The organism is Dysosmobacter welbionis, from assembly GCF_005121165.3.
Classification (GTDB): Bacteria; Bacillota; Clostridia; order Oscillospirales; family Oscillospiraceae; genus Oscillibacter; species Oscillibacter welbionis.
Genome location: NZ_CP034413.3, coordinates 1,787,319 through 1,800,334, shown reverse-complemented (window position 1 = coordinate 1,800,334; position 13,016 = coordinate 1,787,319). Strand labels below are relative to the sequence as shown.

General features: G+C 62.8%; 11 protein-coding genes. 8 read left to right on the top strand and 3 right to left on the bottom strand.

Annotated elements, in window-relative coordinates:
- The 4 genes from EIO64_RS09800 (at nucleotide 1) to EIO64_RS09785 (ending at nucleotide 4,203) form a co-directional block, all read left to right on the top strand.
- Nucleotides 1-1,011 carry an ABC transporter permease gene (locus EIO64_RS09800; RefSeq protein WP_021748978.1) on the top strand — a complete coding sequence of 337 codons (1,011 nt, stop codon included), beginning with the start codon at nucleotides 1-3 and terminating at the stop codon, nucleotides 1,009-1,011.
- Between the two features lie 171 nt (nucleotides 1,012-1,182).
- Nucleotides 1,183-2,340 (top strand): DUF4317 domain-containing protein, encoded by a 1,158-nt coding sequence (locus EIO64_RS09795; protein ID WP_136891272.1) that lies wholly within the window; start codon nucleotides 1,183-1,185, stop codon nucleotides 2,338-2,340.
- A 16-nt stretch (nucleotides 2,341-2,356) separates the two neighbouring features.
- A complete protein-coding gene (locus EIO64_RS09790; RefSeq protein WP_021748980.1) occupies nucleotides 2,357-3,307 on the top strand; it encodes a nucleoside hydrolase in 951 nt (316 codons plus the stop codon).
- Nucleotides 3,304-4,203, top strand: a complete 900-nt coding sequence (locus tag EIO64_RS09785) for a ribokinase (RefSeq protein WP_249390643.1) — start codon at nucleotides 3,304-3,306, stop codon at nucleotides 4,201-4,203. Before EIO64_RS09790 ends, EIO64_RS09785 begins: the two co-directional genes overlap by 4 nt.
- 84 nt (nucleotides 4,204-4,287) lie before the next feature.
- Here the strand turns inward: EIO64_RS09785 and rpoN are convergent, their stop codons facing one another.
- From rpoN to EIO64_RS09770, 3 genes are read right to left on the bottom strand one after another with little or no spacing between them, the layout of a single operon-like run.
- Nucleotides 4,288-5,619 carry an RNA polymerase factor sigma-54 gene (rpoN, locus tag EIO64_RS09780; RefSeq protein ID WP_136891270.1) on the bottom strand — a complete coding sequence of 444 codons (1,332 nt, stop codon included), beginning with the start codon at nucleotides 5,617-5,619 and terminating at the stop codon, nucleotides 4,288-4,290.
- A gap of 16 nt (nucleotides 5,620-5,635) precedes the next feature.
- Nucleotides 5,636-6,007, bottom strand: a complete 372-nt coding sequence (locus EIO64_RS09775; protein WP_488174989.1) for an AAA-type ATPase lid domain-containing protein — start codon at nucleotides 6,005-6,007, stop codon at nucleotides 5,636-5,638.
- On the bottom strand, nucleotides 5,896-7,059 hold the full coding sequence (locus tag EIO64_RS09770; protein WP_136891268.1) for a sigma-54 interaction domain-containing protein: 1,164 nt from the start codon (nucleotides 7,057-7,059) through the stop codon (nucleotides 5,896-5,898). Before EIO64_RS09770 ends, EIO64_RS09775 begins: the two co-directional genes overlap by 112 nt.
- A 407-nt stretch (nucleotides 7,060-7,466) precedes the next feature.
- Between EIO64_RS09770 and EIO64_RS09765 the strand changes: the two genes are divergently transcribed.
- From EIO64_RS09765 to EIO64_RS09750, 4 genes are all read left to right on the top strand, one after another.
- The gene (locus EIO64_RS09765; RefSeq protein ID WP_021748985.1) at nucleotides 7,467-8,267 is read left to right on the top strand and encodes an enoyl-CoA hydratase-related protein; all 801 of its coding nucleotides are present in this window, start codon (nucleotides 7,467-7,469) and stop codon (nucleotides 8,265-8,267) included.
- 55 nt (nucleotides 8,268-8,322) lie between these two features.
- Nucleotides 8,323-9,879, top strand: a complete 1,557-nt coding sequence (locus EIO64_RS09760; RefSeq protein ID WP_021748986.1) for an acyl CoA:acetate/3-ketoacid CoA transferase — start codon at nucleotides 8,323-8,325, stop codon at nucleotides 9,877-9,879.
- 240 nt (nucleotides 9,880-10,119) lie between these two features.
- Nucleotides 10,120-11,598 carry a 4-hydroxyphenylacetate 3-hydroxylase family protein gene (locus tag EIO64_RS09755; RefSeq protein WP_021748987.1) on the top strand — a complete coding sequence of 493 codons (1,479 nt, stop codon included), beginning with the start codon at nucleotides 10,120-10,122 and terminating at the stop codon, nucleotides 11,596-11,598.
- Nucleotides 11,599-11,861: 263 nt separating this feature from the next.
- Nucleotides 11,862-13,001: an acyl-CoA dehydrogenase gene (locus EIO64_RS09750; RefSeq protein WP_119311803.1), complete on the top strand. Its 1,140-nt coding sequence runs from the start codon at nucleotides 11,862-11,864 to the stop codon at nucleotides 12,999-13,001.
- Nucleotides 13,002-13,016 lie beyond the last annotated feature (15 nt).

Here is a 13,016-nt window from a genome sequence, read left to right as displayed (position 1 = left end):
ATGAAAAAGAAGAATTCCGGAAAAGAGCTTTTGCAAAAGCTCGGCACCCTGATGGCGCTGGCGCTGCTGGTTCTCATTTTCTGCGTGATGATGCCCGATAAATTCCCGCGGATCAGCAATATCATGAACATCTTCAAGCAGGCTTCCATCAACTGCCTGATCGCCTCCGGCATGCTGTGCGCCCTGATTACCGCCGGCATCGACCTGTCCGTGGGTTCCAACTGCGTGCTGTGCACCTGCACCATCGGCGTGCTGGTCCAGAACTTCGGCATCACCAGCATGCCGCTGCTGATCATCGCCGGCCTGGCGGTGAGCACGTTTGCCGGCTTTGTCAACGGCATTCTGCTGACCCGTTTGGACCTGCCCCATCCCTTCGTGTCCACCTTGGGCATGAAGAACGTGCTGTGGGGCCTGGCCCTGGTGATTACAGGGTCGAAATCCATTGCCTTTACCAACACCGGCGTGGACAACCTGATGTGGATCGGCGGCGGCTCCCTTTTCAAGACCGAGACCTTCCCCGGCATCCCCTTCAGCTTCATCCTGGTGCTGATCGTGTTCGGCATCTTCCACGTGTTCCTGACCCGGTCCGCCCTGGGCCGCCAGATCTACTGCGTGGGCGGCAACCCCGAGGCGGCGCGCCTCTCCGGTATCCCCTCCAAGAACGTGCTGACCTTCGTCTACTCCCTGTCCGGCTTCATGGCCGGCATGGCGGGCGTGGTGTCCGTGGGTCGTCTGGCTTCTGCCAACGGCAATGCCGGCTCCACCTATGATACTGATGCCATCGCGGCCTGCATCATCGGTGGCGCCTCCTTCACCGGCGGCAAGGGCACCATCTGGGGCACCCTGATCGGCGCCCTGCTGATGGCGGTCATCCGCAACGGCCTGAACCTGATGGGCGCCTCCAACGACATTCAGTACATCGTCATCGGCGCCGTCATCATTCTGGCGGTCACCATCGACGTGTTCCGGAACAAGGCTGAGGCCAGGGCCCGGAAGATGGCTGCCCAGTAAGCGGACATCCTTTGGAGCGCATTTGAAACGTGAAACGGCGGGGACTGCGGTTCCCGCCGTTTTTCCTGTCCGCCCCTTTCGGCGTGACAAGACGGCGGAGATGTGCTAAGATAGAGACCCGGCAGGACTGCGGTCCCGCTGGGATCAATTTGAACGAGCGAGGTGTCCCCCATGAACCAAAGAGAGCTGGGTGAGCTGCGCCGCCGGTTCCGGCCGGAGAAGAGCGCCATCAGCCGTGTTTACGGCTGCTATGTGAACAGCAGCCGCGAGATCATCGCCTATATCGACCAGTCCCTAGGCCTCATGCCCCAGGAGGAGGCGGAAAAATACCTGGGCCTGCTGAAAAAGGCCCTGTCCGGCACCCTGGGCCGGAACCTGATTGACATCGTGTTTTCCACCCAGCAGGTGGCGGACAGCGAGGAGCACCGCCTGCTCTCCGCCCTGCGGACGTCCGAGCTGAAGGACGCGGAGGCCCGGGATGCCTTTTACCAGCAGGTCACCGGCTCCCTGGACATGGGGGAGAACAACTATCTGATCCTGCTGGGGGCCGACGCCTATGATGTGCCCCACCGGGGCAAGGACGGCGAGGTGGACCGGGATGCCTGCGAAGAGGTGTTCCGCTACTTCGTCTGCTGCGTCTGCCCGGTGAAGGATGGGACGCCGGAGCTGGGATACTTCCATGGGGAGAACGAGTTCCACATCTCTATGGAGAAGCAGATCGTGGGCCAGCCGGAGCTTGGCTTTTTGTTCCCGGCCTTTGATGACCGGACGGCCAACCTTTACAACGCCCTGTTTTACAGCCGGAAGCCGGACGAGCTCCATCAGGAGTTCATTGACGCAGTGTTCCGCACAGAGCCGCCCATGTCCGCCGCCGAGCAGCGGGAGACCTTTCAGTCCGCCCTGTGCGGCACTCTGGAGGGGGCGTGCAGCATGGAGGTGGTGCAGTCTGTCCACGACTACCTGCGCCAGCGGATCCAGGAACACAAGGAGAGCCGGGACCCGGAGCCGCTGGCTGTCACCGCAGGCGAGGTGAGCGGCGTGCTGCGGAACTGCGGCGTGCCGGAGGAGCGGGTGGAGGCGTTCCAAACCGCCTGCGGCCAGTCCTTTGGCGAGGGGGCGCTGACCCCGGCCAACCTGATCGACGCCAAGCACTTCGCGGTCAAGACCGCCGACGCCACTATCCAGGTGGACCCGGAGCGGAGCTATCTGGTGGAGGCCCGGATCATCGACGGACGGCGCTACCTGCTGGTCCCGGCGGACGAGAGTGTGGAGGTCAACGGTCTGGGGGTCCGGATTGCCGCCGCCAAAGACGGCGGAGAGACTACATAAACAGGGAGGAAGGAATATGCTGAAGCAGATCCTGATCGACGCCGACACCGGCATTGATGATTCCATCGCCATTCTGTTTGCCCTGAAGCGGCCGGACGTCCGGGTGATGGGCGTCACCACCGGCTTCGGCAACACCACAGCCCGGCAGGCGGCGGAAAACAGTCTGCGGCTGATCCGACTGGCCGGTGTGCCTTATGAGGTGCCGGTGGCGGTTGGAGCCACGGAGCCGCTGGCGGGGAACTGGAAGGGGCCGGATCCCCACATCCACGGGCCCAACGGCATCGGCGGGGTGGAGCTGCCGCCTTCGCCCCAGCAGCCGCTGGAGGAACCGGCCTGGGCGTTCATCGCCCGAATGGCCCGGGAGCACCCCGGCGAGCTGACCTTGGTGACGCTGGCCCGAATGACGAATCTGGCAAAGGCTCTGGAGATAGAGCCGGATCTGCCCCGGCTGTTGAAACGGGTGGTGTTCATGGGCGGCACGTTCCACGCGCCGGGAAACGTGTCCCCGGTAGCGGAGGCCAACATCGCAGGGGACCCGGAGGCGGCGGACCGGGTGTTCCAGGCGGGCTTTGACCTGACTATGGTGGGGCTGGATGTGACCCAGAAGGTGCGGCTGACCACGGACCATGTGGCGATCCTGGACAAGTACGCCGCGCCGGAGAACCGGCCCATTGTGGACTATCTGAAGCAGGCACTGCCCTTCTACTTCCGGTTCAACCGACTGCAAAACAACTGTCTGGACCACTGCCCGGTCCACGACCCGCTGGCCATGCTGGCGGCGGTGGATCCCAGTGTGGTGACGGTGCGGACCATCCCCGCCCGGGTGGAGTGCGGCGGCAGCTTCTGCCGGGGCATGGTGGTGGCGGATCTGCGGGAGCATCCCATCGAGGCTCCCGGCGTCTCCATCTGCGTGGATGTGGACAGCCGCCGCGCCCTGGAAGAGCTGCTCACCACCTTTATGGCATGAGGGAGGAGAAGGATATGCGCGTTGTCAACTTCGGGTCCCTGAATATCGACTACGTCTACCGGGTGGACCACTTCGTCCAGCCCGGAGAGACCATGAGCGCCCAGTCCCTGCAGATCCAGTGCGGCGGCAAGGGGCTGAACCAGTCCGTGGCTCTGGCTCGGGCCGGGGTGGAGACCTGGCACGCGGGCCTCATCGGGCCGGAGGGGCATTTTCTGAAGGAGACGCTGGACCGGGCAGGCGTCCACACCCGGTTTGTGGAGGAGTCCGCAGGCAGTACCGGCCACGCCATCATCCAAGTGGACAGCACCGGCCAGAACAGCATCCTGCTCCACGACGGGGCCAACGGCCGCCTGACCCCGGACTTTGTGACGGCGGTGCTGGATCAGTTCTCAGCCGGGGACACGGTGCTGCTGCAGAATGAGACCAGCTGCGTGGAGGAAATCATCCACCAGGCGGCCCGCCGGGGGATGCGGACGGCCATGAATGCGGCTCCCGCCAATGAGAAGCTGGTGGGCCTGCCGCTGGAGGCGCTGTCCTGGCTGTTGGTGAACGAGGTGGAGGGCGCCTTTCTGGCGGGAACGGAGGCGCCGGAGGCGATTCTGGACACGCTGGCGGCGCGGTACCCGGAGACCACTGTGGTGCTGACCTTGGGAGAACAGGGCGCTGCTGCAGCGCGAGGGGGCTGGCGGGCCTGGGGCCCAGCCCGGAAAACGGCGGTGGTGGACACCACTGCGGCGGGAGACACCTTCACCGGCTACTTCCTGCGCCGGGCGCTGGAGGGCGGCACACTGGAAGAGGCACTGTCCCTGGCCGCGGCGGCCAGCGCCCTGGCTGTGTCCCGGCCCGGCGCGGCGGATGCGGTGCCGGGATATGAAGAGGTCCTTCGGATCCTGTAAATCGGAAAAACACGGAAGCCCCGGACGAAACTCCGTCCGGGGCTTCCGTTTCTATCCTGCGGGCCTCTGCGGGCCAGTAGGCCCTCAGTCCCGTTTTCGGGCGGCGGCGGAGCCCAGGCGGAGCTCCGTCCGATACTTGGCCACCGTGCGGCGGGCGATGCGGATGCCCTGCTCCGCCAGCAGCTCCGCCAGCTTCTGGTCACTGAGCGGGCGGCTGTGGTCTTCCTGCCGGATCAGCTCCAGCAGCCGCAGCTTCACCGTCTGCTGGGAGGGACCCTGCTCCCCCAGAGCGCGGCTGAAGAAATAGCGGAGGGGGTACGTCCCCTGCCGGCACTGGAGGTATTTCTCCCGAGTGGCCCGGGAGACGGTGGAGGGATGGAGGTGGAGTCGCTCCGCCAGTGTCACCATGGTCATGGGGACCAGCTCTGTGGTCTGGCCGGCAAAAAAGGCCCGCTGGGTCTCCAGGATCGCCTCCGCGCACTGGCGGAGGGTGCTGCCCCGGCGCTCCAGGCTGTTCAGCAGCCACTTGGCCTGCTGCATCTTTTGCTGGAGATAGGCCCGGGTCTCCGGCTCGTCGGATTCCTTCAGAAGCCGCACATAGTACTGGCTGATGGACACCCGGGGAAGGTAGTAATCGTTCAGGATCACCTGGAGCTTTCCGTCCAGTTCCGCGATGAACAGATCCGGCCGGACATAGAGTGTGGGCTCCGCCGGCTGGAAGGAGCGGCCGGGGCAGGGATCCAGGGCAGAGATCCGCTTTTCCGCCGCCCGGACCTCCTCTGGCGTGGTATGGAGTTCCCGGGCAATGAGGCTGTAATGCTTCTTGCCCAAGTCCGGCAGGAAGCGGCGGACGATCTCCATATCCAGGGGGGAGGGAGCATCCTGCCGGGCCAGTTGCAGCAGCAGGCACTCCGACAGGGACCGGGCGCCCACGCCGGCGGGGTCCAGGCTCTGGAGGGTCTCCAGCGCTTGCTGGGTCAGGGCCTGGGGGATCTTCAGATCTGCCACGCCGTCCAGGTCCTCCTGGCTGAGGCGGCCCTCCTCGTCCACCAGCTCTGCCAGATACCGGGTCAGGGCCAGCAGGGGCTTGGGCAGGCGCCGGCGCTCCAGCTGGTCGCAAAGGAAGGCGGAGAGGCTCTCCGTCTCCCGGTCCGCGGCGCCCCGGTCCGGCATGGCGCCGTGGCCGTCCTCCGGCAGGCCGCCATTGATCCAGTGGACCTTCTGCCGCAGGGCCTCATAGGCTTTGTGGAGGGAGGACAGATCAGTCTGCTCCACCAGAGGGTTTTCTTCGCTGACCTGGTTCAGATAGTCCAGCAGCTCCTGGGAGTTCATCTGCAGAAGCTCCATGGACTGCAGGAGCTGGGGGGTGAGCTTCAGCTCCTGCCGAAGCTCTGTGCTGAGATGGATCAAACTCATGGACCGGAACCTCCTCTCACGCCCGGGCGGTCACGTATTTGGCAATCTTGCGGGCTGCTGTGGCCTGGGAGATGCCCAGCTCCCGGGCCACGGCCACTGTGGTGCCGCACCGCTGGTAGGAATCCCGGATGATTTGGGCCTCGTAGGCGTCCATCCGCTCTGCCAGCGTGCCGCCGGGAAGCAGCTCCGCAGGGGCCGACGCGTCGGCGGTGTACTCCAGCGGCAGGGCAGGAATGTCCAGAATGGGGTCCTGGGCAGTGATTACCAGCCGCTCCATCAGGTTCTCCAGCTGGCGCACGTTGCCGGGCCAATCGTACTGCTCCAGAAAAGCCAGAAAGCGGGGGCTGCAGGTGAGGGACTTGTTGTACTCCCCGCAGAAGCGGGCCAGGAACTGGTGGGCCATGGGGACGATGTCCTCCTTCCGCTGCCGCAGGGGGGGATGTGGATGCGGATGACGTTCAGCCGGTAGAAGAGATCGGACCGGAACAGACCGCGCTGCACCGCCTCCTCCAGATTGCGGTTGGTGGCAACGATCAGCCGGAAGTCCAGCTCGATCTTCTGGGTGCCGGAGAGGCGCTCAATGGTCTTCTCCTGAATCAGCTGCAGGAGCTTGGACTGGATATGGGCGGGCAGCTCACCGATCTCATCCAGGAACAGCGTGCCGTGGTTGGCCAGCTCGATCTTGCCGATCTTGCCGGAGGAGGAGGCCCCGGTGAAGGCGCCCTTCTCATAGCCGAACAGCTCTGACTCAATGAGATTTTCATGGAGCACCGCGCAGTTTACCTCGATAAAGGGCCCGTTTGCACGGTTGCTCATCTTGTGAATGGCCTTGGCGATGGCGCTTTTACCCACGCCGGTCTCTCCGGTGATGAGAATGTTGGCCCGGGTGTTGGCAGTGTTCTGCATCAGCGTCCACAGCCGCTGCATGGGGGCGCTTTTGAACAGCAGATTGGTGGAGGTGGCCCGGGTCCGCAGCTCGGCAATCTCCTGGGAGTAGTGCTGCAGGGAGTCCTGTATCCGGCGGTAGTTCCGTTGGATGGAGTTGATCTGCTCCATGGACACGGTGTTGAAGCAGACGGCGTATTTCAGCTCCCCGTTGGCGTCAAACAGGGGAATGCCCACGGTCATCACGTTTTTGTGGGTGTGGTTGATGGTCTGTGTGGCGCTGATCTTCTTCCGTCGCCGGATGACCTCCGCCGTAATGCAGGGGGTGAAGGTGCCGTCCGCCTCCAGATCAAAGGCGGACTTGCCAACGATGGAGTCATGGGCAAAACCGAAGTTTTTCTCATAGGTCTCGCTGACCCGCAGAATGATGCCGTTGCCGTCCGAGACCATCATGTCGTCCGCCAGGACCAAGTTGTTTTCCGGGCTGAGGATCTCCAGAAGTCCCTCCAGATTGATCCCCTCGTCGTGGAAAGCAGAAAAAGACGGAATCGCCATAGGCGCAGACCTCCTGTGCCGGACTGAATGCCGGTTGCTCTATTCAAAAATGAGTATAGCATATTCAAAAATGAATAGGAAGAGGCGGGAAATATTTTTGGCTCGTGAAATTTCACGAAAATTCGACAGACAGACTGCTGTATTTCACAAACAAACTGCGGAAAATGCTGGAAGACACTGATAAATTTGTTATTCAAAAATGAATAATCCCGTATGGAAACGGCTGACGGCACCGGGAAAAGCAAGCGATTTACCACTTGGATTTTAGCAACCTACACAAAAAAACGAACCGAAAATGAGAGAATTACACCTGGAAAAATGGCATGATTTTTGCTATAACTAAATTGTTGGATGATTACTCTCCAACAGTTTGCTGAGCAAAATATGATTAAGGAGGACATTCCAATATGTATCAGACCATTCGCTATGAAAAGAACGGCAATATCGGGATCGCCACCATCAACCGCCCCGAGGCGCTGAATGCGCTGAACTCCACCGTGATCTCTGAGCTGGAACAGCTCATCAGCGAGGTGGAGAAGGATGCCGAGCTGGGCGCCTTCATCATCACCGGCGAGGGCCGCTCCTTCGTGGCCGGCGCCGACATCGGCGAGCAGAGCACCATGGACGTGGCCGCCGGCCGCAAGTGGGGCCAGCGGGGCAGCGCCCTGTTCCGCCGGATCGAGAAGCTGGAGATCCCCACCATCGCCGCAGTGAACGGCTTCGCTCTGGGCGGCGGCTGTGAGCTGGCCATGTCCTGCGACATCATTCTGGCCGCCGGCCCCAACGCTGAGGGCAAGGGCGGCGCCAAGTTCGGCCAGCCCGAGGTGGGCCTGGGCATCACCCCCGGCTTCTCCGGCACCCAGCGTCTGCCCCGCCGTGTGGGCGTGGCCAAGGCCAAGGAGTTGATCTTCTCCGGCAAGCAGATCGGTGCTGAGGAGGCCAAGCGCATCGGCCTGGTGAATGAGGTCTATGCCGCCGAGGAGCTGCTGAACAAGGCTGTGGAGATGGCCAAGTCCTTCACCGCCAACGCCCCCATCGCTGTGAAGTATTCCAAGGCCTGCATCGACCGCGGGATGCAGATGGACATCGACAACGGCATCGCCCTGGAGAACGAGCTGTTCGCCATGTGCTTTGCCACCGAGGACCAGAAGGAGGGCATGGGCGCCTTCCTGGAGAAGCGCAAGGAGAAGCACTTCCAGAACAAGTGAGCGCAGACCGGCAAGAGGCCGTCCATTTCATTACATATAAAGAGGGAAGTCAGGCATGAAAAAAGTTCGCGTGCTTACCGCCGAGGAGGCGGCGCTGCTGGTGAACGACGGCGATACCATCGCCACCGGCGGCTTTGTCAGCTGCGCCTGCCCTGAGGCGCTGTCCAAGGCATTGGAGAAGCGGTTCCTGGAGACGGGCCATCCCAGAGATCTGACGCTGTTCTTCGCGGCAGGCCAGGGCCACCGGGACGGCACCGGCGGCGACCACTACGGCCACGAGGGCATGGTCAAGCGGGTCATCGGCGGCCACTGGGACCGGGCCCCCAAGCTGGGCGATCTGGCCCTGAGCAACAAGATCGAGGCGTATAACCTGCCCCAGGGCGTCATCTCCCACATGTACCGGGACATCGCGGCCCACAACATCGGCACCATCACCCACGTGGGCCTGTACACCTTTGCCGACCCCCGCAACGGCGGCGGCAAACTCAACGATGTCACCAAGGAGGACCTGGTGAAGGTCGTCGAGATCGAGGGCCAGGAGCGGTTGCTCTACAAGGCGTTCCCCATCAATGTGGTGTTCCTGCGTGCCAGCTACGCCGACGAGTACGGCAACTGCACCGTTCACCGGGAGATCGGCCCCATCGACGTCACCGCCATGGCTCAGGCCTGCAAGAACTCCGGCGGCCGGGTCATCGTCCAGGTGGAAAAAATCGTCCAAGGCGGCAGCCTGGATCCGAAACTGGTGGCAATTCCCGGTATCTATGTGGATTCTATTGTGGTAGGATCCATTGAGGATAACGAGCAGTGCCTGGGAATGCCCTATGACGGCAGCCTGACCGGCGAGTTCCGCATTCCCGTGGACGCCATCCCACCCATCCCGCTGGACGCCAAGAAGATCATCGCCCGCCGGGCCGCCATGGAGCTGCCCCAGGATGCCATTGTGAACCTGGGCACCGGCGCGCCGGAAAAAATTGCCAACGTGGCGGCGGAGGAGGGCATCTCCGACAAGATGACCCTGACTGTGGAGGCCGGCTCCATCGCCGGCGTGCCCATGGGCGGCACCCAGTTCGGCGCCGCAGCCAACTCCATGGCCATCATCCCCCACAACGTCCAGTTTGACTTCTACCAGGGCGGCGGCCTGGATGTGGCCTTCCTGGGCCTGGCGGAGACGGCACCCAACGGCGACCTGAACGTGTCCAAGTTCGGCACCCGTCTGGCTGGCGCCGGCGGCTTCATCGACATTACGCAGAATGCCAAGAAGGTGGTCTATTGCGGCACCTTCACCGCCAAGGGCCTGAAGACTGCCTGCGAGGACGGCAAGCTGGTGATCGTCCAGGAGGGCGCCAAGAAGAAGTTCGTCAACCAGGTGGAGCACATCACCTTCTCCGGCAAGTATGCCGTGCAGGTGAAGCAGCCTGTTCTGTACATCACCGAGCGGGCTGTGTTCGAGCTGCGGCCCGAGGGCGTGACTCTGATCGAGATCGCGCCGGGCATCGACCTCCAGACCCAGGTGCTGGATCAGATGGAGTTCATGCCGAAGATCGCTGAGGACCTGAAGCTTATGGACGAGCGCATCTTCAAAGATGAGCTGATGGGACTGGCGGAAGCCTGAGAATTTCCACCGTCGCAGCAATGCGATTTCCAGCCCTGACCGGGCCGCAAATCGCGCCGCTGCCTCGAAACCGGCGAAGCGCCGCCAGCGGCGGATCAAGCGAGCCGGGTTCCCCCTCTCCCTCACACGGCGAGGGAGCCGCGCCCAGTGGCGCGGGCCATGGAGTTCCGGGCAGGCGAAGCTCACCTGGAACACATTGAAATGTAAAAGACCCCCATTTTTTTGAGGAGGAAAAAAGAAATGGCATTGATGACCGCACAGGAGTATGTAGAGAGCCTGCGCAAACTGAATACCCGGGTGTATATGTTCGGGGAGAAGATTGAGAACTGGGTGGACCACCCCATGATCCGCCCGTCCATCAACTGCGTGGCCATGACCTACGCTCTGGCCCAGGACCCGCAGTATGCCGACCTGATGACGGTGAAGTCCAGCCTGACGGGCCACACCATCAACCGCTTCACCCACCTGCACCAGTCCACGGAGGACCTCATCAACAAGGTGAAGATGCAGCGCCTGCTGGGCCAGAAGACCGCTTCCTGCTTCCAGCGGTGTGTGGGTATGGATGCGTTCAACGCCGTGTTCTCCACCACCTATGAGATCGACGAGAAGTACGGCACCCGCTATCACGAAAACTTCAAGAAGTTCCTGACCTTCGTCCAGGACAACGACCTGACGGTGGACGGCGCCATGACCGACCCCAAGGGCGACCGGTCCAAGGCCCCCAGCCAGCAGGCGGACCCGGACATGTACGTGCATGTGGTGGAGCGCCGCGCTGACGGCATCGTGGTCTGCGGCGCCAAGTGCCACCAGACCGGCTCCATCAACAGCCACTGGCACATCTTCATGCCCACCATCTCCATGGGCGAGGCGGACAAGGACTGGGCGGTGAGCTTCGCCTGCCCGACAGACGCCGAGGGCATGTACATGATCTACGGCCGTCAGAGCTGCGATACCCGGAAGCTGGAGGAGGACGCGTCCATCGACGTGGGCAACGCGAAGTTCGGCGGCCAGGAGGCCCTGGTGGTGCTGGACCACGTGTTCATCCCCAACGAGTACATCTTCCTCAACGGCGAGTATGAGTTCGCCGGCATGATGGTGGAGCGGTTCGCGGGCTACCACCGGCAGAGCTACGGCGGCTGCAAGGTGGGCGTGGGCGACACGCTGATCGGTGCTGCGGCGCTGGCAGCGGAGTACAACGGCGTGGAGAAGGCCAGCGCGGTGAAGGACAAGCTGATCGAGATGATCCACCTGAACGAGACGCTGTACTGCTGCGGCATCGCCTGCTCCTCTCAGGGCTTCCGGACGAAGGCGGGCAACTATCAGATCGACCTGCTGCTGGCCAACGTGTGCAAGCAGAATGTGACTCGGTTCCCCTATGAGATCGTCCGCCTGGCGGAGGACATCGCGGGCGGCCTGGTGGTGACGATGCCGTCCCAGAAGGACTTCCACTCCGACACGGTGGTGGGCCGGAACGGCGAGACCATCGGGGAGATCTGCAACAAGTTCTTCGCCACCCGGGAGGGTGTGAGCACAGAGGACCGTCAGCGGATCCTGCGGTTCATCGAGAACCTGTGCCTGGGCGCGGCCGCCGTTGGCTACCGGACAGAGTCCATGCACGGCGCGGGCTCTCCCCAGGCCCAGCGCATCATGATCGCCCGCCAGGGCAACCTCCAGGCCAAGAAGCAGATGGCCAAGGAGATCGCCGGCATCCAGAACTAAGGTCCCACTGTTGCGGCATTGCGATCCCCGGCCCCTGACGGGCCGCCAAGCGCGCCGCTGCCTCGAAACCGGCTCGCTTGCTCTGCCGCTGGCGGCGCATCGCCGGTTTCCCCCTCACGTTCGCACAGCGAACATGTCGACCCGGCGGGCAGAGGTGTTTTGCCCGAAGTGAATTCGTGCAAAACAGAATTTCATAAGCAAACCTGCCGGAATATTTCATACATCGTTGCGTTTTCCAAATTTGAATATAAGGAGAAGACATCATGGATTTCAATCTCAGCCGTGAGCACCAGCTGGTCCGGAAGATGATGGCGGAATTCACCGAGAATGAAGTGAAGCCCATCGCTGCCGAGACCGACAAGACCAGCCAGTATCCCCGGGAGAACATCGAGAAGCTGTTCAACCTGGGCGTGATGGGCATGTGCGTCCCCAAGGAGTATGGCGGCGCTGGCGCTGACCCCCTGGCCAGTGCCATCTGCATCGAGGAGCTGTCCAAGCAGTGCGCCTCCACCGGCGACATCGTGGCCACCCACAACGGCCTGTGCTGCGATCCCATCATCACCCACGGCACCGAGGCCCAGAAGGCCAAGTACCTGCCCATGCTGACCAAGGGCCACAAGGTCGGCGCCTTCTGCCTGACCGAATCCGACGCCGGTTCCGACGCCGCCAAGGGCCAGACCGAGGCCAAGCTGGACGGCGACCACTATGTCCTCAACGGCTCCAAGATCTTCATCACCAACGGCTACGTGGCCGACGTGTTCGTGGTCTTCGCCATGACCGACAAGTCCAAGGGCACCCGCGGCATCTCCGCCTTCATCGTGGAGAGCAGCTTCCCCGGCTTCTCCGTGGGCAAGCACGAAGAGAAGATGGGCCTGCACGGCTCCCCCACCGCCGAGATCGTGTTCACCGACTGCATCGTTCCCAAGGAGAACCTGCTGGGCCAGGAGGGCAAGGGCTTCAAGATCGCCATGCAGACCCTGGACGGCGGCCGCATCGGCATCGCGGCCCAGGCTCTGGGCATTGCCGAGGGCGCCATGGAAGAGGCCATGGCCTACACCAAGGGCCGTGTCCAGTTCGGCAAGCCCATCAGCAAGTTCCAGAACACCCAGTTCACCTTCGCCGACATGGCGATGCGCTCCGAGGCGGGCCGCCTGCTGACCTATCAGGCCGCCGTGCTGAAGGGCGAGGGCAAGCGCTTCACCAAGGAGGCGGCCATGGCCAAGCTGTTCTGCTCTGAGCACGCCATGCTGACCACCACCAAGGCGCTGCAGATGTTCGGCGGCTACGGCTACACCAAGGACTATCCCCTGGAGCGCATGATGCGCGACGCCAAGATCACCGAGATCTATGAGGGCACCAGCGAAATCCAGCGTGTGGTCATCTCCGGCAATATCGGCCTGTAAGAGGAGGAAGAACGA

What these genes read in the sequence shown, in the direction of transcription:
- EIO64_RS09800 (WP_021748978.1), top strand. Translation starts at nt 1, where the DNA reads ATGAAAAAGAAGAATTCCGGAAAAGAGCTTTTGCAAAAGCTCGGCACC.
- EIO64_RS09760 (WP_021748986.1), top strand. Translation starts at nt 8,323, where the DNA reads ATGAAAAAAGTTCGCGTGCTTACCGCCGAGGAGGCGGCGCTGCTGGTG.
- EIO64_RS09790 (WP_021748980.1), top strand. Translation starts at nt 2,357, where the DNA reads ATGCTGAAGCAGATCCTGATCGACGCCGACACCGGCATTGATGATTCC.
- EIO64_RS09770 (WP_136891268.1), bottom strand. Translation starts at nt 7,059, where the DNA reads ATGGCGATTCCGTCTTTTTCTGCTTTCCACGACGAGGGGATCAATCTG.
- EIO64_RS09795 (WP_136891272.1), top strand. Translation starts at nt 1,183, where the DNA reads ATGAACCAAAGAGAGCTGGGTGAGCTGCGCCGCCGGTTCCGGCCGGAG.
- EIO64_RS09785 (WP_249390643.1), top strand. Translation starts at nt 3,304, where the DNA reads ATGAGGGAGGAGAAGGATATGCGCGTTGTCAACTTCGGGTCCCTGAAT.
- EIO64_RS09750 (WP_119311803.1), top strand. Translation starts at nt 11,862, where the DNA reads ATGGATTTCAATCTCAGCCGTGAGCACCAGCTGGTCCGGAAGATGATG.
- rpoN (WP_136891270.1), bottom strand. Translation starts at nt 5,619, where the DNA reads ATGAGTTTGATCCATCTCAGCACAGAGCTTCGGCAGGAGCTGAAGCTC.
- EIO64_RS09755 (WP_021748987.1), top strand. Translation starts at nt 10,120, where the DNA reads ATGGCATTGATGACCGCACAGGAGTATGTAGAGAGCCTGCGCAAACTG.
- EIO64_RS09765 (WP_021748985.1), top strand. Translation starts at nt 7,467, where the DNA reads ATGTATCAGACCATTCGCTATGAAAAGAACGGCAATATCGGGATCGCC.